Source organism: Methylacidiphilum kamchatkense Kam1, from assembly GCF_007475525.1.
GTDB classification, from domain to species: domain Bacteria; phylum Verrucomicrobiota; class Verrucomicrobiia; order Methylacidiphilales; family Methylacidiphilaceae; genus Methylacidiphilum; species Methylacidiphilum kamchatkense.
This window is the reverse complement of the sequence record NZ_CP037899.1, coordinates 609823-631112: the sequence shown is the minus strand read 5'-3', so window position 1 is coordinate 631112 and position 21290 is coordinate 609823. Positions and strand designations below refer to the sequence as shown.

19 protein-coding genes and 2 pseudogenes are annotated in these 21290 nt (G+C 40.1%); 3 read left to right on the top strand and 18 right to left on the bottom strand.

Annotated elements, in window-relative coordinates; translation table 11 throughout:
• Positions 1-36 precede the first annotated feature (36 nt).
• The 5 genes from kam1_RS02970 to kam1_RS02950 form a co-directional block, all read right to left on the bottom strand.
• Positions 37-1023, bottom strand: coding sequence for a radical SAM/SPASM domain-containing protein (locus tag kam1_RS02970; RefSeq protein WP_052250455.1), 987 nt, complete (start codon positions 1021-1023; stop codon positions 37-39).
• The gene (locus kam1_RS02965; protein ID WP_039721181.1) at positions 1023-1889 is read right to left on the bottom strand and encodes a hypothetical protein; all 867 of its coding nucleotides are present in this window, start codon (positions 1887-1889) and stop codon (positions 1023-1025) included. Before kam1_RS02965 ends, kam1_RS02970 begins: the two co-directional genes overlap by 1 nt.
• Before the next feature lie 51 nt (positions 1890-1940).
• Entirely contained in the window at positions 1941-2132 is a 192-nt protein-coding gene (locus kam1_RS02960; RefSeq protein ID WP_039721182.1) for a hypothetical protein, read from the bottom strand.
• A 56-nt stretch (positions 2133-2188) separates the two neighbouring features.
• A complete protein-coding gene (locus kam1_RS02955; RefSeq protein WP_039721183.1) occupies positions 2189-2584 on the bottom strand; it encodes a hypothetical protein in 396 nt (131 codons plus the stop codon).
• Positions 2585-2701: 117 nt separating this feature from the next.
• Positions 2702-3034 carry a hypothetical protein gene (locus kam1_RS02950; RefSeq protein WP_039721184.1) on the bottom strand — a complete coding sequence of 111 codons (333 nt, stop codon included), beginning with the start codon at positions 3032-3034 and terminating at the stop codon, positions 2702-2704.
• Between the two features lie 162 nt (positions 3035-3196).
• On the opposite strand from kam1_RS02950, the gene kam1_RS02945 reads away from it, so the two are divergent.
• Positions 3197-4429: a nucleotidyltransferase family protein gene (locus kam1_RS02945; protein WP_143958233.1), complete on the top strand. Its 1233-nt coding sequence runs from the start codon at positions 3197-3199 to the stop codon at positions 4427-4429.
• A 279-nt stretch (positions 4430-4708) separates the two neighbouring features.
• On the opposite strand, the gene kam1_RS10990 is transcribed toward kam1_RS02945, so the two are convergent.
• Genes kam1_RS10990 through hyfB form a run of 7 tightly spaced genes read right to left on the bottom strand, consistent with a single transcriptional unit; the run spans position 4709 to position 11981 of the window.
• Positions 4709-4831: a hypothetical protein gene (locus tag kam1_RS10990; RefSeq protein ID WP_268747063.1), complete on the bottom strand. Its 123-nt coding sequence runs from the start codon at positions 4829-4831 to the stop codon at positions 4709-4711.
• 54 nt (positions 4832-4885) lie between these two features.
• Entirely contained in the window at positions 4886-5362 is a 477-nt protein-coding gene (locus kam1_RS02940; RefSeq protein ID WP_370657537.1) for an NADH-quinone oxidoreductase subunit B family protein, read from the bottom strand.
• A gap of 49 nt (positions 5363-5411) precedes the next feature.
• On the bottom strand, positions 5412-6938 hold the full coding sequence (locus kam1_RS02935) for a hydrogenase large subunit (RefSeq protein WP_039721187.1): 1527 nt from the start codon (positions 6936-6938) through the stop codon (positions 5412-5414).
• 4 nt (positions 6939-6942) lie between these two features.
• A complete protein-coding gene (locus tag kam1_RS02930; RefSeq protein ID WP_143958232.1) occupies positions 6943-8373 on the bottom strand; it encodes a hydrogenase 4 subunit F in 1431 nt (476 codons plus the stop codon).
• A 1-nt stretch (position 8374) separates the two neighbouring features.
• Positions 8375-9037 carry a hydrogenase-4 component E gene (locus kam1_RS02925; RefSeq protein ID WP_039721188.1) on the bottom strand — a complete coding sequence of 221 codons (663 nt, stop codon included), beginning with the start codon at positions 9035-9037 and terminating at the stop codon, positions 8375-8377.
• The gene (locus kam1_RS02920; RefSeq protein WP_039721189.1) at positions 9034-9984 is read right to left on the bottom strand and encodes a respiratory chain complex I subunit 1 family protein; all 951 of its coding nucleotides are present in this window, start codon (positions 9982-9984) and stop codon (positions 9034-9036) included. Before kam1_RS02920 ends, kam1_RS02925 begins: the two co-directional genes overlap by 4 nt.
• Positions 9981-11981, bottom strand: a complete 2001-nt coding sequence (hyfB, locus tag kam1_RS02915) for a hydrogenase 4 subunit B (RefSeq protein ID WP_039721190.1) — start codon at positions 11979-11981, stop codon at positions 9981-9983. The genes kam1_RS02920 and hyfB overlap by 4 nt, the downstream gene beginning before the upstream one ends.
• A gap of 360 nt (positions 11982-12341) precedes the next feature.
• Here hyfB and kam1_RS02910 point away from each other — a divergent pair, with 360 nt between their 5' ends.
• On the top strand, positions 12342-13013 hold the full coding sequence (locus kam1_RS02910) for a gamma-glutamyl-gamma-aminobutyrate hydrolase family protein (RefSeq protein WP_039721191.1): 672 nt from the start codon (positions 12342-12344) through the stop codon (positions 13011-13013).
• Positions 13014-13027: 14 nt separating this feature from the next.
• On the opposite strand, the gene kam1_RS02905 is transcribed toward kam1_RS02910, so the two are convergent.
• Positions 13028-14164 carry an alkene reductase gene (locus kam1_RS02905; protein WP_039721192.1) on the bottom strand — a complete coding sequence of 379 codons (1137 nt, stop codon included), beginning with the start codon at positions 14162-14164 and terminating at the stop codon, positions 13028-13030.
• A gap of 454 nt (positions 14165-14618) precedes the next feature.
• Here kam1_RS02905 and kam1_RS02900 point away from each other — a divergent pair.
• Positions 14619-15817: pseudogene (locus kam1_RS02900) on the top strand (cation:proton antiporter).
• Positions 15818-16237: 420 nt separating this feature from the next.
• Here kam1_RS02900 and lhgO read toward each other — a convergent pair.
• The 5 genes and pseudogenes from lhgO to kam1_RS02875 form a co-directional block, all read right to left on the bottom strand.
• Positions 16238-17434: an L-2-hydroxyglutarate oxidase gene (gene lhgO / locus kam1_RS02895; protein ID WP_039721194.1), complete on the bottom strand. Its 1197-nt coding sequence runs from the start codon at positions 17432-17434 to the stop codon at positions 16238-16240.
• A 214-nt stretch (positions 17435-17648) separates the two neighbouring features.
• Positions 17649-18581 (bottom strand): NAD-dependent epimerase/dehydratase family protein, encoded by a 933-nt coding sequence (locus kam1_RS02890; protein ID WP_039721195.1) that lies wholly within the window; start codon positions 18579-18581, stop codon positions 17649-17651.
• Positions 18578-19123: a dTDP-4-dehydrorhamnose 3,5-epimerase gene (gene rfbC / locus kam1_RS02885; RefSeq protein ID WP_039721196.1), complete on the bottom strand. Its 546-nt coding sequence runs from the start codon at positions 19121-19123 to the stop codon at positions 18578-18580. The genes kam1_RS02890 and rfbC overlap by 4 nt, the downstream gene beginning before the upstream one ends.
• 10 nt (positions 19124-19133) lie before the next feature.
• Entirely contained in the window at positions 19134-20129 is a 996-nt protein-coding gene (locus kam1_RS02880) for an NAD-dependent epimerase/dehydratase family protein (protein ID WP_039721197.1), read from the bottom strand.
• A 6-nt stretch (positions 20130-20135) separates the two neighbouring features.
• Positions 20136-20932, bottom strand: a pseudogene (locus tag kam1_RS02875) (sugar phosphate nucleotidyltransferase).
• Positions 20933-21290 lie beyond the last annotated feature (358 nt).

The following is a 21290-nucleotide window of genomic DNA, read 5'->3' as shown; positions in this document are numbered from 1 at the left end:
CGTTTTTAAGACCCGCAAGAGGGGCATTCTTTTTTGTTAGCTTGGTTGAATTTTTTCCATCATTCTTGAAGCCACTAAAAAGCTTTTGCCATCCTTTCCCACAAAATATTCCCGCAGCTTTTCCACTAATTGTGGCTCATTTAAAATATCCATACACAGATCGCAAATGCTTGAATAACGTGCTCTTTCAGGAACATTGATCAAAGGAAACCTATCTTTTAGAATCCTGAATAGTCCGTAAGGCCCAAGCAGAGCAATGATTTCTAAGATTGGATCCTCTTTTGCTTTCGACAAAATTTCTCTTAAAGATGTTTTTCTAGCATCTCCCAGTACCAAAGGCGAATAATGGCTAGCATAATGGGAAGGACCACAACAAGCAAACACCCTACCATCATATTCAACCACAGGTGATAAGATCACCACGCATACGCCTGTCGGAGGCGAATATTCCCAGAAAAAGTCTTCTTCTGGAAGGGCATTGGCCCTTCCCAGCTTTATAAGAGGAACCTTTTCTAGGTGATATTGGACTTCCCCTAAGTCCGGTAGAAATGGATCCTTTTCATTGTAGGAAAGAGGGGTAATGACGCTTCGAATGACTAATGGAATCTGCCACTGCCAAGCAGCTTTCGCGACTGCTTGTAATTTCCATCCGTTTTTAAAAGCTAAATGATATTGATCCCAACTGATACAAAGCCTGTCTAAGCCTGCTTTTTTAACCGCTTCGATGACCGAGAAAGCATGTTTTTCGGTTCGAACCCATCCACATCCTGTTACTGCGGTCACTTTAAAACCAAATTCTTTGGCTTTAAGGATACATCGGATTAATATTTCGCTATTCAAAAAAGCTTCACCACCCGTAAAACTCACCACTGGAGTTAGTCCAACTGCCTCTTCCAGAACAGAAAAAACAAAGGACTCCTCAAGCATCCCCTCTGCTTGGGGTGATGAATCGGTAATACAATGCGCACAAGCCAGTGGGCATTTTTTCCTAAGCATTATTCCTAAGACCGAATAAGTTATCATTATCGTCTTTTGCCATTAAAGGTTAAGGACAAGATCATATTACAAACCTGGGGTAATTTTTCTATTCTTCCTTTTGGCAGAAAAACACGAAAGGTATGCATTTGTGGTAGCCATTGCAATATTTTCCTAGCATGAATCTTTACATCTGGAAAATAAACACTGTTAGAAAAAAGATTTTGGAAAGCTTTGCCTGGTTCAACTTTTTCAATAAAAGGTTCTTCTTTTTCTGTCCACCTCAGAAAAAAAATGGTGCGCAGAGGGAGTATCTTCTCTGATAGCTTTCTTACTGGCTTTCCAATATCTTCTTCTTTTCGATAGTTCCTCAAATAGGGATGAGAAGGTACCACTAATGGTTCTTCTGCTTCCAAAACAAAACCAACTCGATCATCTGCAATTAGGTTATATCCCAAGTCTAAAAAGGAGGAAAGTAAGGTGGACTTCCCTCCTCCAGAACCGGCAACCAAACCCACGGCTTGTGAATCCACCTCAAACGCTCCACCATGAAGAAAAAGAAGACGGCCTATCAGCTGAGCAAAATGGGGTAAAACTAGTTGATAAAGGTAATATCGGAATTTATCTTCTATAAAATGGATACACTCTAAAGTGATTTGAGTTGATTGAAGAGTAAATAAAAAATGTTCCCCAATGACAAACCTCTCTGGGTTTTTTAAAAGCTTGACTGGCCCTATGGAAACAGATAGGTCTTTAGGATCAAATTCAGGAAACGCCTTTACTAAAGAAACGGTTAATGGAAAGATTCCCCAAAGTAATGGACCGGCGGAAGGAAACTCTAGAAAAGCACTGGACAATCCAATGCCATAGCCTACTGCTTTTCCCAACAATCTAGTATTTCCACCAGTCTCCATCACGAATTTCTCATTTGGCAATCGCCTCAAAGACTTGAAAACATGCTGCCCTTATAAGCCAACTGTCGCCAATGCAGTTGCTGATAAAAGTTGAGCTCTTGGATCTGGAAATTGATTCAAAAAATGGCTTAAATTTCCCAATGGAGAGAATTGGGGATTCTTCCACATAAATTTGATCTTTTCTTTGAGCTTTGCCTCAAAGATCTCCAGATTGATTAATGCTATATTATGGGCTTCTTCCATATCCTTTTCCTCTTATTCAATTTTCTGTTTTTATAAACGGCAACCTAACAGAACATTTAAATAATCGATAGCACGGTTATTAAAAGCGGACTGAGCAAATCGTTCGTCAGTCCAGTCACCACATTCAAAACCCCGTTAACGGTACCAAGCAAAGGTTGGAGATCCTTAGCTAAATTCAGCTCTCCAATTTGAAGAGCAGCTTGTGGTCCTCCAACAGTTAGATGCAGATATATCGGCAACTGACTTGTGCCTGGATCGCTAAAGGGAGTAGCAACCTGGCTATGATTTACTGGGGCAAGATTAAAATTGTTAGGTTGCGTCGAAAATTCTCCAGACATATTTAAATTCATCAAGTGGTGAGGAAGCGCAACTGCTGCAAAAAGCTCTCGCGCTTCCAGTACTTCTACTTCAAAAAGTTTTGCCTCCTCACAGTGAGTTATATTCTCTTTCATTTTTTCTTGTTTCCTCCTCTATATCTTTCTCCGACTCCCTCTTTAAGCACTTCATCCAACTATCGCATACTGGGCTTCCCTTATCCGAAATAGAGAAGCCCAGTACTTTGTTGTTTTTTAAACAATTGCTAAAACTGAACCAAGCAATCCAGTAACTGTTCCCAATAATGGACTAACAACTTCACCTACCAATCCCACCACAGGAGTTGTTACTGTCGAAACCGTTGTCAGTAATCCTGATAAATTGGGCTGATTGACGTGTAGGGATAGATCGGCTGGAAGATTGAGATTGATAATATGTTGTCCATTGGTTGGATTATTCACCTGTAAAGAAAGGTCCAAGGGCAAATTCAAGTTGATTAAATGATGAGGCACAGCAGCCGCTGCAAAAAGCTCTCGCGACTCCAAAGTTTCCATCTCAAATTGACTAAAATCTAACTCTGTATTCATTTAATTACCTCCTGTGTTAAGTTTGCAATTCCTTTAAAAAAGATTAAGAGAGATTAAGAAAGATTTAATTTCTAAGACAAGCAAATTTAATATGCCAAAGTTCCGAAAGAAAATACAGTATATATATTAATAATCGTATAGTAGATATGCCTATCTTATATAATGAAAACTAAAAAAAAGAAAGAAAACAATTTTATCTTATTAACTCCTGAACAAAAAGCACTGCTTCTTTTAAGCAATAAAATACTTGATGATTTACAGAAAACAGAACTTTTAGAAATTTTTTCAAGACAAAACTTTGACTGGCATCAATTTTTCGAACTTTCCTTCCAGCATTCTTTATGGCCTATTGTTTATAATAAGCTTAAAAATAACTTTCCTTTTCTTCTTCCCCAAGATATCGACTTAAAATTCCATCTACTGAATAAACACACTGCAAAAAGGAATATCTTTCTTTTGGATGAGTTTCAAAAAATACTGTCTATGTTCCATGATCATGGGATCCAAGTAATACCCTTGAAAGGATTGGAACTTTCTCAAAGACTCTACGAAGATTTTTTTTCAAAGACCATTACCGATATCGACCTGTTAGTCCCAATCCCAGCTATCCAAAAAGCTATCTTTCTACTTCATTCCAAACTAGGATACCATTCATACAACCATTCTCCCTATAAGCTTTCTTCGCTCTTTTTTTGGGAGAAAGATCTAACTTTATTAAAAAAAAAATTTGAAGAGGATCAGGCCCCATCAATTTGTGAGCTCCATTGGGCTCCCTGTTTTAATAGGGTATTGGACAAAAAATTTTTGGAATCAACATGGAAAGAATCTTCCATGTCTGCTTTTGAGGATATTCCCCTTCAAAGGATGCCTAAAGAAAATGAACTTCTTTTTTTATTGACTCATGGAAGCAAGCATCGATGGGAAAAAATGAGTTATCTTTTAGATCTGCATCAATTCATTTTGTGGGCAAACTTTTCACAACAAGATTGGGAAAGAATGATTGAAAAAGCCTTTTGTTTTGGTTGGAACCGATTCTGCTTATTGGGTCTTGCATTATCAAAAAATTACTATAAAAGTCCTATCCCTGAACCCGTTTTTGATATTTTAGAAAAAAGTTGGATAACAAGAGAAGAAATTTTTTCTGTCTCAAAAAGATCCTCTTCTTTCCCCCTACCCCGTCATTTCACGCTTCTCGAGCTCTTTGATTCCAAAAAACATAAATTCTTCTTCATCCTCAAATCTCTTCGTTTTCCCTCCTCAGAGATTGTAAAAACTTATCGATTGCCTTTCTTTTTATCTTTCCTCTACATCCCCCTTTCAGCTTTTGTTGCGATTCGTGGATGGATCCAGAAAAATTGTAGTTCTTTGAGAGAATTCATAAGAAGGATCCAATGACCCAAAATAAATTTGACGCTTCCTATTAACATAAACTTTCGCTTTTTCCATTCCTCAGAATAGATATTTTACCAATCTTTAGCAGCCGAGTAGTTTTTCCTGCAACCGAGAATTTAGGGTTCGCCCCTAATAGCTATTAGAACAATAACTATTTTTTTAAATCGTAGTCAGCTTGACTTTTTTTTTCTGCCTTCCTGACGGCTAAGTAACGGTTTTACGCTTAGACAAGTTGCACTAGAGAACCATGCAAACACGTTCCATTAAGCTACAGCAGCCAATTTAGCATTTGCCTTCTGTGCGGATTGGCAGAGCCTTCGAATCAATGCAAAACCACAACAAATCAATCAGTTGCAATGCTCCAGCATCAGTATAACTAGCTTCCTCGCTTGCGATCGGATTCATCAGCTTTAAAAAGTGCTTGCGGTTGAAAGCAAGACTAATGCTAACCCTCAAAATTCATCTTTCCAATAATAAAATTAATCCACGAAGAAGATCAATCGGTGAGGGAGGACAACCATAAATCCAGAGATCCACCGGTACAATATCACTTACTCCACCGCTCATGACGGCATAGCTCTGCTTAAAGACTCCACAGCCTGCAGCACAATCTCCAACCGCTACTACCCATTTAGGAATTGGAGTACAATCGTATGTTCTTTTTAAGGCTTCACTCATGTTCTTGGTCACAGGACCAGTAACTAGTAGTAGATCGGCATGCCTAGGTGAAGCCACAAACCGGATTCCAAACCTTTCAATATCATAAAAAGGATTGTTTAAAGCATGGATTTCTAATTCACAGCCATTGCAAGAACCCGCATCCACTTCCCTTATAGCCAGGCTTCTTCCAAGTTTTTTTCTACAGGCTCCTTGCAAAGCTTCTGAAAGTTTAATTAGTTCGCTTTCTTTTTCAGACTCAATTTTTTCTGTTAACATTCTTGGCCAAATATTTTTAAAAAAGTAGCTTTTCATTGGGTCTTCTTCCTTATAGATCATGTCCTGAATAGGAACAGTTGAAGGATTTATTACAAAGCGGAAAATCCGCGACAATTGCTCCAACGATAACCTTTTCAAGTAGCGGCCATTGAAACCAAGACGGATCCCTTGGGTGACAACGGATGATCTTTCCTTTTTCAATCTCTATCCATAGCAATATATCCCCACGAAAACTTTCTACGACAGCAAGTCCCTGTCCGCTTACTTTTGGTTCTTTCATCACTGAGAGGGTGTTGCCAAAAGGCAAATTATTTAAAATCTGTTCGATCAAAAAGCTACTCTGTTCAATTTCCAAGATCCGAATCCACACCCTCGCATTGACATCCCCTGCCTCTAACAAAGGGGATTCAAAAGAAAGTTTATCATAGGGAGGATACGCAAAGCATTTTCGGGCGTCAAAGTTTCTTCCAGAAGCTCTCCCAATAAACCCACCAGCTCCAAAGAGCTTGGCAGATCGAGCATTCAATATGCCTGTGCCTACCGTTCTATCTTGTAAAGAGTTTTTTGAATCATAAAAATATTTTATAGAACAAAGTTCCTCTCTAATTTCTTTCAGAAGCAGATAGAGCTTTTCTTTTCCTTCCTTACTCAAATCTACGGTAAGCCCTCCCGGTACAATTCTTCCCATCATCAATCGGTGTCCAAAAAAGTCTTTTGAAAACCGCAAAATCTTTTCTCGCAAAACAGCGCACCTACTCAAAATCCTTGGGAAAGCCGCATCATTACAGATTGCTCCAATATCCCCGAAGTGATTGGCCATCCTTTCCATTTCAGCCATCAACGCTCTTAACCAAACAGCCCTTGGAGGAGGAGTAATTCCAATGGCTTCTTCAACAGCAAGAGCATAAGCATAGGAATAAGCAACGGTCGCATCACCAGAAATTCTAGCTGCAATTTCAGCCCCCCCTTCGATGGAAGCCTCAAAGAAAAGTTTTTCAATACCTTTATGGGTATAGCCTAATCGTTCTTCCATACGCACAACGATCTCCCCTCCCATGGTGAATCGAAAATGACCAGGTTCAATGATACCAGCATGGACAGGGCCTACAGGTATCTGGTGGAGATTTTCGCCTTCGGACAGAAAAAAAGGATAGGGTTTTTGTTCCTCGGGAGGAAGAATGTTCCCTAGAGGAAAACGCAGTTGCCATTTTCCATGATCAAGCCATGGGCGATTGTCGAAGGAGCCTTCAGGGATTAATCCAAAAAGATCATAAATTGTTCTTTCTAACCTGGCAGCCGAGGGCACTTCTATAGCTACCGAGGGGAATTTTCCAAGCGGCGTCTCCAGTTCTATCACTTGCAGCTTTGACTGAGACTCATCGAGAAGAACCATATTGACTTTTCGAGGCGAACCCCAAAGGCCAAATAGAGTCCATTTTCCACTAGCTACCTCTTTGGAAAGCTCAATCCAACGTTCTTTACTGACTTTTTCCAAAGACCAACATTTCTTTCTCTTTCCAGCCTCAATCTCTACAGCTTCTTCAGTGGAATGCGGAGAAAGTTCTAGTTTTTTCATAATCTCATTTTAAAAGTAAAGAAGTATGTTTAAACCATTCCACCACATGCGGAGGAATGTAGATTCCAGCAGCAAGGATAAGAAGGAAATGACTCAACATAGGCAGATATAAGGAAGGAACAACAGCAGAAGTCCCTTTTGGCTCTCCAAAAGCCACTTGAACAAGTTTGAGCAAGAGTGCTCCAAAGGCAATGATCAAACCGCAGGCAAGCAGGGCTGCGAGTAGTGGCGCTTTAGCAAAAGCTGAACTGAGGACTAAAAATTCACTCATAAACACCCCCATTGGTGGAAGACCGGCTATGGCAAGCACTCCAAATACAAGCCCCCAGCCCAGAACAGGATGGCTTGCTGTTAAGCCCGATAAATCAGCTATCTTCTGTGTTCTTTTAATCTGAGAGATATAACCAATTGCAAAGAAAATCGCTGACTTAGTCAAGCTATGCATGCTCATATGCAAAAGCCCAGCAAAGTTGGCAAGCGCTCCACCAATCCCAAAGGCAAAGGCAATAATTCCCATATGTTCAATCGACGAGTAAGCAAAAAGCCGTTTGATATCCCTTCGTTTGTAAAGCATAAGGGCAGCGAACAGTACGGAAGCAAGCCCCAAAGACATCAAAAGTGGACCTGCCTGCAAGGCATGTGGATTGGCAGCAAGAAGCATTTTAAACCGCAGGATCGCATATAGAGCCACATTAAGGAGCAACCCTGAAAGTACAGCAGAAATAGGGGTTGGACCCTCTGCATGCGCATCAGGCAACCAGGCGTGTAATGGAAACAGTCCAGCTTTTGTTCCATAACCCAGAAGAATGAAAACAAAGGCAATGTTCACAAGAGAAGTATCAAGGTTAGATGCATGGGAAAGGAGATTTGTCCATGCCATCGCCGACAATCCTTCTCCAATTGCTGGACGAGCAGAAATATAGAAAAGAAAAGTTCCAAAGAGAGCCAGAGCTATACCCACTCCACCAAGGATGAAATATTTCCATGAAGCTTCAAGTGCTTCAGCTGTTCGGTAAATACCAACCATAAGAACCGTCGAAAGTGTAGCGATTTCAATAGAAACCCACATCAGTCCTATGTTGTTGGAACAAAGCGCCAGATTCATCCCAAAAAGAAGTGACTGATACATCGCATGATAAAATCTCAAAGAAACTGCGGATATATGCCCTGTCTTTATTTCATGCGCAATGTATTTTTGACTAAACAAAGCGGTCGTGAAACCAACAAAGTTTGTCAGGAGGATAAAAACGATGTTGAGTTCATCTACAACAAAAAACAATCCAGCTGACTCTCTTTTGACAAGCAAAAGAAGGGAGCTAGCAAAAGAGAGAAAAGAAAAGAGAGTGTTTAAAAAGGATGAGATCCTATAGCTTCTGATCAGAGACAGCAGAAGTATTCCAATGAATGGAAAGATAAGAACAGCTTTCAGGTACATTTTACCGTTCACCTCCTGACTTTTCGAGTCCACGGATATCAACGACATCGAATCTTTCTCTAATTCGGAAGAGAAAGATACCGATTACGATCAAAGCGATTAGAACAGAAAAAGCCACACTGATTTCAACAACAAGTGGCATTCCTTTAGCTCCAACGGCCGCTAAAATCAAACCATTCTCCATGGACATAAACCCAACAACCTGGCTTATAGCATTACGTCTACCAACCATCATCAAAAGACCGATCAAAACCACCGCTAGCGCAAATGAAAGATCTTCTCGGGTCATTGGATCGGTACCCCCGCTGGCTTTCATCATGACAGTAATCGATAAGGCGGTAAGGAAAAACCCAGCAATCACAGAAATCCCCGAACCCACGACCTTTTCTATCTCCCTATGAATCGCTAGCTTGACAATCAACCATCTCAGAGTCAAAGGGATAGCTATCGCTTTGAACACCAAAGCTATAACCGCCGTAGCATAGAGATGTGGTGCATGCTGAACAAATCCTTGCCAGGCAGAAGCCGCTGCAAGAACTAAAGCATGCACGGTATAGACGTTCAGAAGACTAAACATTCTGTCTTGATAAAGAAGAACAAAGCTGACTAGGAGCATTGAGCCAGCTAACATATGGCTGATATCAAAATTAAGGTTATGATTCATAAGCTTCGTGATACAAAAAGGAGTACGGTAGCAAGAAGCGCCAACATAAAAGCAGCTCCAAGAAAGTTTGGGATTTTGAAAAGCCGCATCTTTGCCACCAAGATTTCAAAAAATCCTAGCATTAGGGCCCCTAAGCCAATTTTGGCAATATAGGTAAAAAGCCCAATAAAAAAGCTAGAAATCCCACCTACCATGGTTGCCATGCCAAAAGGGAAAAAAACTGCGGCAATTAGAGAAAGATAAAGAACGATTTTAAGTTGACTGGCAGCTTCTAACAAAGCTAGGTATTTGCCAGAATACTCGAGGATCATGGCTTCATGAATCATTGTCAGTTCCAGGTGAGTGGCAGGATTATCCACAGGAATCCTCCCATTTTCAGCAATAGCAACCAGGACTAAAGAAGCCAGAGCAAGCCACAAGGAGACTCTTAAACCTGCTTGTCCAGAAATCATAAAAGTAGAAATTGCAGAGAGATCCGTTGATTTCGCCACCAAAGCTATGGTGAAAATGATCATGATCATGGCAGGTTCAGCAAGTGAAGCAATCAAAGACTCTCTGCTAGATCCTAATCCTCCAAAACTTGTCCCCGTATCTAAGGCCGCAAGGGAAAGGAAAAACCTAGCTGTACCCAAGAGGGCTATAATCGCAATAAGATCGGCTGTTCTACTGAAAAGTAGATTGGTAGAAAAAGTAGGCACAAGGGAGGCTGCTAGCCAGCTGAATGTAAAGACCACATAGGGAGTAGCTTTAAATAACCATGAAGCAGAGTCAGGAAGGGTCACTTCCTTACGAAACAATTTCATGAGGTCGTAGTAGGGCTGCAAAAGCGAAGGACCTTTTTTCAGAAGGAACCGCGCTTTCGTCTTTCTTATTATGCCAATCACAAGCGGACTGACAGCAAGAAGAAAGAACGCATCAAAACATTGAAAAACCAAATTTTTAATCATAACAAAAATGCTAAACAACCTAAAAGACTCACCAGGGTTAAAAATACTAAAACCAGATACCTCCTAACGGTAAGAAACTGGAGAAAATTGATTTTTTCACTAATGCTATCAATAGCCATAGCTACGGGTTTGTAGAAATATTCCCATATCTGATCACGCAGTTTGACAATCATTTTAGCAGCCTTTGGATACCAAGGCTCGCTACAAATAACCTTTTCTTTGGTGGCAAACAGAAAAGGACCAAACACTTTTCGGATAGGTTGTGCAAAACTAGTCGCGGTATATTGACAATCAGGACTTTTCTCTGGATACCCACAGTCCCAAATTGATGTTCTTCGGAACTGATTAGAAGCCAGCCATTTGAGACTAGTCATGATGAAAAAGAAGAAAATCCCAAGCAGAAGCACTAGAACAAACCCATTATAAGCATTTTGGTCAACCGCAAGGGATAAAGGCATGAAGAAGGATTTAGCAGAAAAAGGAAAGTAATGGGTCCCTGCAATGGCTGTAATAACGGGCCCAAGCAAATGAATTACTATTCTAGGAAAGATACCAAAAATAATGCAGAGAAAAGCCAGAGAATACATTGCTAATACTGACCAACGGTCTGTTTCACAGGCTGCCCTTGATTGCATCGATCTCGGACGGCCTAAAAAGGTTATCCCATAAACTTTAACAAAACATGATGCTGCTAGCGCTGCTGACAGAGTAAGAAATGCTCCGACAGATGGAACAAGGAACTTCATTCCCCAGGAAGGAAGTTGGGGGCTCTGCAGAATCGATTGCATGAGAAGCCATTCAGAAACAAAACCATTTAGTGGAGGAAGCGCGCTGATGGCCACACTGCCAATTAAAAAAGTCAAGGCGGTATGAGGCATGTTCAAAATCAAGCCTCCCAATTTTTCCATGTCTCTTTGATCCGTAGCAGTCTGGATTGCTCCAGAGCCTAAAAAGAGCAGATTTTTGAAAATCGAATGGTTCAGTGCATGAAAAAGAGCCCCTGTCAGTGCCAAGGCCGAAGCAGCAGTCATACCATAAGTTTTAAAAGCCATGGATAGCCCAATTCCTATAAAGACAATGCCGATATTTTCGATCGTATGATAGGCAAGTAGTCTTTTTATATCGTGCTGCATCAGGGCATAAAGGACTCCTACCACTGTGGAAATTCCAGCAATGATCAGGATCAGGATGCTCCACCATTTTACTTGGAATGGAAGCAGATCAAATACAATTCGGATAAACCCATAAACGGCCACTTTCGTCATCACTCCGCTCATGAGAGCTGACACATGGCTTGGGGCTGCAGGATGAGCTTTCGGCAACCAAACATGAAGAGGTACAAGGCCCGCTTTCGATCCTGCTCCCAATAAAGCAAGTAAAAAGATAAGGGAAGCTAGTTTTCCATCCATACTTACCTTACCCATCTGATCAAAACAGTAGGATTTAGAAGGAGCAGCAATGAGACTCAAGGCAAAAAGCAAAGCAAATGTTCCAAGAGAAGCCATCAAAATATAAATAAAGCCTGCCTCAGCTGTTTCTTTATTCCGATGAGAAGACATGACCAACGCCCACGAAGATAAAGACATCAATTCCCAGAAAAAAAGGAAACTAAAGGCATCAGCTGCAAGGAGGACCATATTCATCGAACCCAAGAAAATAATGTAAAAAGGAAGGACTCTTGACTGTTCGGATGCATGAGAACCATACCCGATGCCATAGAGTGAAGAGATGAAGGATCCTAGATTAACAATCAAAAGGAAAAAGCTAGATAACGCATCGATTTTAAAGTGGGCACCCGATGTTGGTAAACCAAGAGGAAAACTTATGGATTGACTGGATTGACCAGAGAGAAGAAAAGAAAGAGAACATAGTAAGCCTAGCCCTGAATAACAAGCACTTAGTAAATAGATAAATCTATAATTGTTCTTTGCAAGAACGATAAAAGGAATGTAAAAAATAAAAATAAAAAGTAATCCCTTAAGGAGATATTCGTTCATTTTTGACTAGAGGCTCGATTTTAACTCAATGGACTGCTACAAAGAATCCTTTCGCCTTTGAACAGAGAGCATGCAGCTAGAATAAAAGGTAGAATAAAGAAAAGAAGCTAGTGTATACATTTTTAGGGAAATTAGATCAATTATGAAAACATTTCAATAAAAAATAAACTGATATTACAAACATTACTTAATACAGCTAACAATTATTAACAATGTTTATAATTTAATTATAGTAACATATCATTTTATATTATTAATTTTAAATTATTTATTATTTAAATTTTTCCCTCCAAATGATGATCTTCATTTGATATTCGAAAAAAATTTGCTGGCTTATAGTGGCTAGATTTTATTTTACGAGTGATTAAAAAAGTTTATTGTTGGATCCGAGATAAGGATAAACAATACTTTGAGAAGCTCAATCAACTAGCTAGCACATATTCTATCCGACTTCTCAATATTAGGGAACATAGACAAGAAGTTGCTTCAGAGCTTTATCCAATACCTTCTCCTAAAGAGTACGATGGACTGCTATTGACGGGAGGAGAGGATATCTCAAGAGAATATCAAGAACAGTATAGCAATATAGATGGGGAAGATCCTTCTCAAATAATATCTCCCAATTTCCAACGGGATGAATGGGAGTTTGCTTTACTCGAGCAAGCCTTGAACAAAGGCAAACCAATCCTTTGCATTTGCCGTGGAATCCAGCTGCTTAATATATTTCTAGGTGGAAGTCTTTCTCTGAACATTCCTGGCCATAATGACCCCATGTTTCATGACCAAAACCTGCAAGAGCTGACAGTCGAAAAAAATGCTACTTTCCAATTTCAAGCTGTCAATAGTTCACATCACCAGGCTATAAAGAGGATTGCTGAAGGACTCTCGATAGAAGCCCGAGCAAAATATGATGGAATTATCGAACAGGTAAGGCTTAAGTCTTATCCTTTTTGTATTGGTGTCCAATACCATCCGGAAAGAGATTTAGTCTACTACAGGCCAATTTTTCAAGCTTTCTTCAAAGCTCTCTAAAAAGCAAATGGTAACTAGAGAACAGTCCCGTTTCCCCTCTTGTTTTGTTCTTCGAGAGTCGGATAATCTGTGTACCCTTTTTCTCCTCCTCCATAAAATGTGGAAGGATCTGGTACATTCAATACAGCTCCACGCCGAAACCGTTCCGGCAAATCAGGATTAGCAATAAACAGTCGGCCAAAAGCAATAGCATCGGCAATTCCTGAAGCAATGGTCGATTCAGCTCGCTCAGCCGTATAACCACTACAAAAAACTAATACATTTGGGAAAAATTCACGAAAAGCCTTCCGTTCATCATCGGTTAGAGATTGGCCTCCAGCCCAATCTGGCTCAACAATATGAAGATAGGCAATAGAACGCTTCCCAAGTTCAGAGGCAACATACAAATTTGTCTCCATGCTCCCTTCTACTGTCATATCGCAAAAAACTCCTTTCGGGGAAAGACGCACCCCTACCCGTTTTTTTCCTATAGCCTCACAAACCGCATCGACCACTTCGAGCACGAAACGTGCCCTATTCTGAACAGATCCTCCATATTGATCTTTTCTTTGGTTTGCTCGAATATCGAGGAATTGATTGGGCAGGTACCCGTTAGCACAATGGATTTCGACTAAATCAAACCCAGCTCTCATGGCTCGTTTTGCAGCAGCTGCATACTCGCCAATGATCCGATGAATTTCTGGAATCGAAAGTTCTCTTGGAACATCCGGGTCTACCTGAGCCGGGGTACCATCGGGCAATAAAACAAAACATTTAGAATTTTTTGCCTGAATGGGCGAAGGAGCAACGGGAGGTTTTCCTCCTTCCTGAAGTAGATGATGAGAGATTCTCCCGACATGCCAAAGTTGTAAGGCGATTTTTCCTCCTGCCTTATGAACCGCTTCTACAACACGACGCCACCCCTCCTCCTGAGCATCCGTGTAGATACCAGGAGTCCATATGTATCCTTGCCCTTCTTTACTGATCTGCGTGGCTTCAGTAATAATGAGTCCCGCAGACGCCCGTTGAGCATAATATTTTGCCATTAATTCTGTAGGAACATCCCCAGGTTGCCCTGCCCGACATCGAGTCATTGGAGCCATCCAGATCCGATTTGCTACGATAATCTCTCCAACAACCAACGGTTTGAATAAGTGCTGTAATGTATTCATAAGAATATCTTTTCTTTTTGATAGACATGTTAAGAAATCTGGAAGCAGCAAAGGTCTCAGGAAAAAGTAACATCAACTATTACCTCAAAGTCTTTACTTATTCCTGTTCAAAAGAAATAAAGCTACTGTTCTGCTTCTTTGCAGATGATCTTGGAGAAGGATCTACCACCAAATCTCCAGAGTTTACACTAGTAAAAATTTCGCAGCTGACCGATTCTTCAGGTTAATCGCCCTTTTTCGTACCGATTCATGCTCAAATACATAGGTATTATGGATAAGTGAGTTTCACTCTTTTGTCAATAGTTCAAGCCCTTTTCCCACGTTTTAGACTTTCATAGGTTAGAAATAAAACATTTTCTCCTTCTTTGCCCTACTTTTGAGGGTCAATTCCAGAAAAGCCTATTGGTAAGAAGCAACTTCTCTGTAAAGAGTGCCTTTTCTTTTTTTAGCAGCTATGAATATTTTGGAAAACCCATGGTTTTTTATTTCCCTCTGGATGGGCGGGGCTTTTTCTGCCGCACTCTTTGCCATCCGATTGAAAATCCCTGTTGCTCTGGCTGAAATTCTTATGGGAGCTGTTCTAAGTCATTTTTTAGGTCTTTCGAATCCAACAGAATGGATGAATTTTTTGTCTAAGCTAGGAGCTACGATGCTCTGTTTTATTGCTGGTACAGAGATCGAACCAGAATATTTCAAAGAATCCTGGAAAAAAAGCATGTTTTCAGGATTAAGCTCCTTTTTGTTTCCCTTCTTCGCCATTGCTCTTTTTGCCCACTACTTATTGCATTGGAAAATAGCTCAATGTCTTATTGCTGGTATTGCTCTTGGGACCACTTCCATTGCCATCATATATACTTCTCTTGTTGAAAGAGGCATAGAAAACAGCTCATTAGGCAAGACTCTTTTATCCAGTTGTTTTATTACGGATTTCGGTTCAGTTTTAGCTCTCGGGATTTTTTTTACACATTGGGATCTTTCCTCAATTATTTTCGGAATAATTGCTCTCATAATCCTATGGCTTTTCCCAAAATTGCTTAGATTCCTTCTTGCTTTTCTTAAGAAAAGTCCGGTTAGTGAACCAGAAATAAAATTTGTCTTTTTCATGCTCAGTCTTCTAGGATTTTTGGCCACAATGGCTAAAACCGAACCGGTACTTCCGGCTTTTGTGTTGGGCATTCTTTCGGCTAATAGTTTCTCAACAGACAGGTTGTTACGCAGAAGACTCAGAGCAGTCGCTTACAGTATCCTAACTCCATTTTTTTTATGAAAAGCGGCTTTCACATTTCTCTTCATGCTTTGATTTTTGGTTTCTTCCCCATCCTCCTCCTCACCCTGATTAAAACATGTTTCAAGCTGTTCGGCCTATTCCCTTATCTAATACTTGAAAAGCATTCGATTAAAGAAAGTCTTTATGGGTCACTGCTTGCAACCGGTGGATTGACCTTTGGGCTGATTGCTGCGCACTATGGGATCCAGAATAAAATATTGGATAGAGAAGAATATTCCATTATTACCATTGCAACTCTTGTTAGCACCCTTATACCTATGTTATTAGCCGGCCTGATTGTTCCCAAAGCCATAGTTATCGCAGAAAAGAAAAAGGAAGAAGTTCTCCTTAAAAAAGAAATCGGCGAATACGAAGAAGAAGGCTAAAATTGTATTCATTTTCTCCTCAGAGGCCAGTCAACAGGGAGGTGCTTAGGATAGCAAGTGGTTCAGAACGTAAAGCGCTGGCATTCCTTTTTGAAAATCGTTGTTCAGCCTTAGCTTTCTCTTCCATAATGTATTGAAAACGTATCGAAAGATTCAGCGCTTAGTCTAGAAAATATCCGAAAGGTCTAAGCGATCCAGATTCCAGGCTACCAATAAATCTGGTCTCCAATCTCGTTCATTTTCCTAATAGGAACACCTATCACCGCTGAGTTGATGCATGCAAAGTTTTCCTTAAAAGCGAAGGCTTTCCCAATGAGTTAGGTGAACGGGGCTAATTGGTTAGTTTAAAAATTCAGACCAGAGGAAATGTGGATACCTCCTTTCTCATCTTATCTCCTAGGAATAGTTTCTGCTATTATCTTAGGCATCAATTCTATTTAGGATTTCATCAGCGATCGCCAATGAGGCTGTTGCTCCAGGACTAGGAGCATTAAGAAGATGAAGCACTCCTTCATCTTTAACAAACAAAAAATCATTGACAAGTTTCCCATCGGGGAAGAGGGCTTGAGCCCGAATTCCAACAGCTCCTGCAATCAAATCTTGTTCTTGAATTTCTGGTACCAACTTTTGGATTGCCTTGCAAAAAAGGCTTTTCCTTTTTGATCTTTTCCACTCTTCCCATGCTGCAAGAGGATATCTTTTTAAAAAATTCCATAATCCTCGATAAGACAATATCTCATAGGTATCCCTCCAATCGAAGCTGCCTTTAGAGTAACCCTCCCTTGAAAAAGCAAGAACGGCATTGGGCCCTGCTTCAACTTTTCCATTAATCATTCGGGTCAGATGAACCCCCAAAAAAGGAAAACGAGGATCAGGAACTGGATAGATCAAATTTTTAACAAGGTATTTCCTATGCTCTTTGATTTCGAAATATTCTCCTCTAAAAGGAACAATTCGAATGGGACAATGCCCCATTGCTAACCGGCATATTCTGTCGCAATAAAGCCCAGCACAATTGACTAGAAAAGAAGTCAAAAAATTTTCTCCCACAGTCCTGACATTCCACAGCGTACCTTTTTTCTTAATGTCAACCACCTTGGCTCTCCGAAAAATTTTCCCTCCCATGAGTTCTATTTTATTAGCAAGTACTTGACAAACTTGCCTATAATCCACAATTCCTTCTTCTGGAACGTAAATTGAAGCAATTCCGCTGACAAATGGTTCAATTTTTTTCATCTCTTTGGAATCTAGAATTTGTAATCCAACAAGACCATTCGCATCCCCTTGTTTTTTTAGTCGATGAAGTTCAGAGAGTTCCGCTTCTTCTTTAGCAACGACCAATTTTCCACAAATTTCATGAGCAATCCTATTTTCCCGACAAAAAGAGACCATCTGTCTGATGCCATCGACAGCGAGTTTGGCTTTCAGACTCCCAACCGCGTAATAAAGTCCAGCATGGAGCACCCCACTATTATGACTGCTTTGGTGTTGTCCTACTTCTTTTTCTTTTTCTAGAATTATCAGGGAAGAAACTTTTTTAGATCTCAGAAGCTTATAGCCTAAAGCCAAGCCAATGATACCCCCACCAATAATGATTATTGGGCTGTCATTTTTCATTCGATATATCTTTTATTGTGTAGCAAAAAGAAATCAAACCGTCGTCCATTCAAAAACCCCATCGTTTGTTGCTATTCAAAGAAAACAATAGTTCAGTTTTACTTCCTCAAAATTAATCTTCTAGCTTTTTCCACCACAAGAGCCATTAAGTCGCCACTAGAGTTTCCATTCGTGTCAAACCGCTCTTTTGACATGGATTTCTTTTAAGATTAACTCAGTAATTCTCAACAGCATAGGTAATATAATCATCCCAAAATCGTTTCTCAGACCACTCTGGAACGTCGAAAAGAGCTGGTTGAAAATTGACTCGCATGTAAGGTTCAGCATACGTCTTTTGTTCCTTAAGTTCTACTGGGCAATGCCAGCCAGTTCGGTTGCTGACTTCTCGAGAAACCCTAAGGGCAAAAGCTCCTTGGGATTCTATAAAATAACTGGGATTTGCCTTACAAAATTTTTGCTTTGCTGCATGCATCTTTTCGACAAACCGGCAATAACAATGGGCAAGAAGATCGCAAGGAATATTATCACGGATATAGTTAGGGGTTTGGACAACAGCCGTTTGTTTCCTTTTCCAGTTTTCGATCAGATAAAAAGTAAACCTTTTTTCTTCAAAGATCCCAAATGGGTTAGGAATAACGAATTTTCCTAAAGTAAGCCCATAAACCGTAGCATAATAATTAAAGACTTCTGCAGTTAAGCCCTTAGAAAGTCCGTAAGGCGAGAAAGCTCTTAAAGGGCTATCGCCTATGCCTTCATTTGGTTCAAAGACCGAGCCGGTAAGAATAATAGTACTTATGCCCTGCTCCCTACAAAGACTAAAGACTTCCTGGATGTGCTTCGTATTGTTTTCCAAGGCAAAAAGCCAATCAAAATTTTCACTTTTGTAGTCTTTAACATATGCTCCATGATGACAAAGAACATCGAATGTTTTGGTTTTTAAAAGGCTCCGTCCTTTTTCTGAACCAAAAGGGGCTTCCTCTACAAAATCCATGTGCAAAGAAAGAGAATCTATTCTTTTTTTCCTTATCCCCTCATAATCGTTTCGTTTTTTGGTGAGCACACCAACGACCTCATGTCCTCTTTCCAAAAGGATTTTGCAAAACCAAAATCCTGTGAAAGAACTTCCTCCCGTAAACAAAATTTTCATTGGAGGGCTCTATGCCTATCGAAGTCAGGATAACTTTTGTCTTTTTCTGAAATAACTAGAGGCTCAAAAGGCCATGGAATATTTAAAGCTGGATCATTATACCGAATTCCCCTTTCATATTCAGGAGCATAAAATTCTCCCACCAAATAAAAAGCTTCTGTATTATCCATTAATGTCAAAAATCCATGCGCAAAGCCTTTAGGAACAAACAGCATCCGTCTATTTTCCTCATTGAGCTCACAGGAATAATGACAGAGAAAAGTTTTAGACTCAGGACGCAAATCAACAATAACATCCCATAAAGCCCCACGAATACACCGGATGACTTTGGTTTCAGCCTTCGGAAAGATTTGATAATGCAGACCTCGCAGGGTCCCTCTTTTTAAACTGAAAGAGGTATTGATTTGCACAATCGTTGGATCTAGACCATGGCTTATATACTCGTTTTTGCAAAAAAACCGTGCAAAAAAACCTCTTGGATCTTCCTTTTTTTCAAGATCAATCAAATAAGCCCCATCTAAAGGAAGTGGAATAAATTTCATAGGAACGAACTTATTTCATCAACTTCTTTTTTAGCCTTCGTAACCGGACAAATCGATCAGACTCAAAATCCTCCCTGGAAAATTTCTTTTTCACCATCGATTCATAGAGTTCTTCTAAGCCCCTATCCAGAGAATAATCAAGCTTAAAATCAGGCAGTATTTTGGAGAGTTTATTAAAAGATACTCTATAATTTCTTGGGTCAGCTCCAACCTCACCCGTATACACCACTTCGGCTTGTGGCACTAACTGCTTTACCTTATCAACAATCTGTCTGACCTGATAATTCTCTTCGTTCCCTCCAATATTAATCGCTTGATTATGAATTTTCTCTCTTGGAGCCTGGATAAGAGCAATAAACGCACGCGCAATATCTTTACAATGAACGAGAGGTCTCCATGGGGTTCCATCGCTCAAAACCCTAATCTGCTTCAAGGCTAAAGCACAGGCAAGCAGATTATTGGCCACAAGATCGATCCTTAGCATCGGAGAATAACCAAAAGCCGTTGCGTTTCTTAAGAACACAGGGGAGAAAGAGGCGTCTGCCAGTTGTGATATCTCTTTTTCAGCTTCCACTTTCGATTGTGCATAAGCCGATACGGGGTTAAAAGGAGCTGTTTCATCCAAATCTAAAGAACCGGCTTTCCCATAAACTGAACAACTCCCTGCATATAGAAATAACGGGATACCAGCTTTTTTAGCTTTTTTAGCTAAAGCAACTGACCCATCCCGGTTTATCCGATAGGTAAGTTGCTCATCTAGTTCTCCCATGGGATCGTTGGATATAGCAGCCAGATGGCAGATGACATCAATGCCTTCAAGCTTTCTTTCGTCAATCGACAAAAAATCCATCTCCCATTGTTCATCAGCTGGCATGACAGCATCCCAATGGCAGCCTTCAAAAAATCCAACATCACACCCTATAACTTTAAAGCCATATTCTTTACATAGGGAAACCAGATGCGCCCCAATATAGCCTTTATTACCAGTGATTAGAACTTTTTTCATATGAGCTTATTTTTTAGTCAACCAGGGAGTATTGCCTTCCTCGACCATTTTAACAAGAATGTCTCTATCCCTCTGTGTATCCATGCACGCCCAAAACCCTTTGTGCTTATAGACTTTCAGTTCTCCATCTCTAGCTAAATTAAAAAGGGGAGCTCGCTCAAGGATACAGTTTTCATCCTCGGATAAATAAGAAAGAAATTCTCTTCTGAAAAAGAAATAACCTCCATTAATCCAATCATTTTCGAAATCAGGTTTTTCTCGAAAACAAACAACCTGATCACCCTCCACTTCCAGTTCTCCAAACCTGGACGGAGGATTGACTCCAAGAATGGTACCAATTTTTTGTGGTTAAGATGAAAGTAAAATTCATCAGCAAGATTCACATCCGTCAACCCATCTCCATAAGTCACACCAAAATGTTCAGATTCACCCACATACTTTTTTGCTGCTTGAGCAATCCGACTTCCTGTCATTGACTTTTCACCCGTGTAAGCCATGGTAACTTCCCAATCAATCTGCTCAATGCTTTCGTGGATTACTGTCTTATTGTTCTTTAAATTGATTGTGCAATCATTGTTGAAAGAAAAAAAGTTGTGGAAATAACTTTTGATCATTTCAGATTTATATCCCAAACAAAGGATAAACCTTCTAAAGCCAAACTTAGAATAACTTTGCAAAATATGCCAAAGGATAGGATGCTTGCCAATGGTTACCATGGGTTTTGGTTTAAACTCCGTTTCTTCCCTCAATCGTGTCCCCATTCCTCCACACAATACAAAAATAGGAATTTGGCTTAAGTTCATCGAAAAATTCTAAAGCGTGTATTATTTCTTAAAATGCTTTTTCTTTGCAACCATTTTTTTTCTTAGCTGCTTTTCCTTTCCATTGGCAGCATTCCTATATCAACGTTTTTTTCTGCTCCTGATCCCTCAGAGAACCACTCGATCTTGTTCAGGCGGAAAGAACACTAATTTCTTGCTTCCTAAAGGATAGTTTCCTCTCAAGCTTACATCTAGATCCATAGCCTTCTTCCTAATAGAGCTTTAAGCACAAAACTCGTAGCCAAATTCTTTAAATTAATTATCAGTGCACTGATGCTGTTCATGATGGCATGTTCCCCAAGTTAGATAGGACTAATGACTCGTCTTTTGAAAAAGTTCC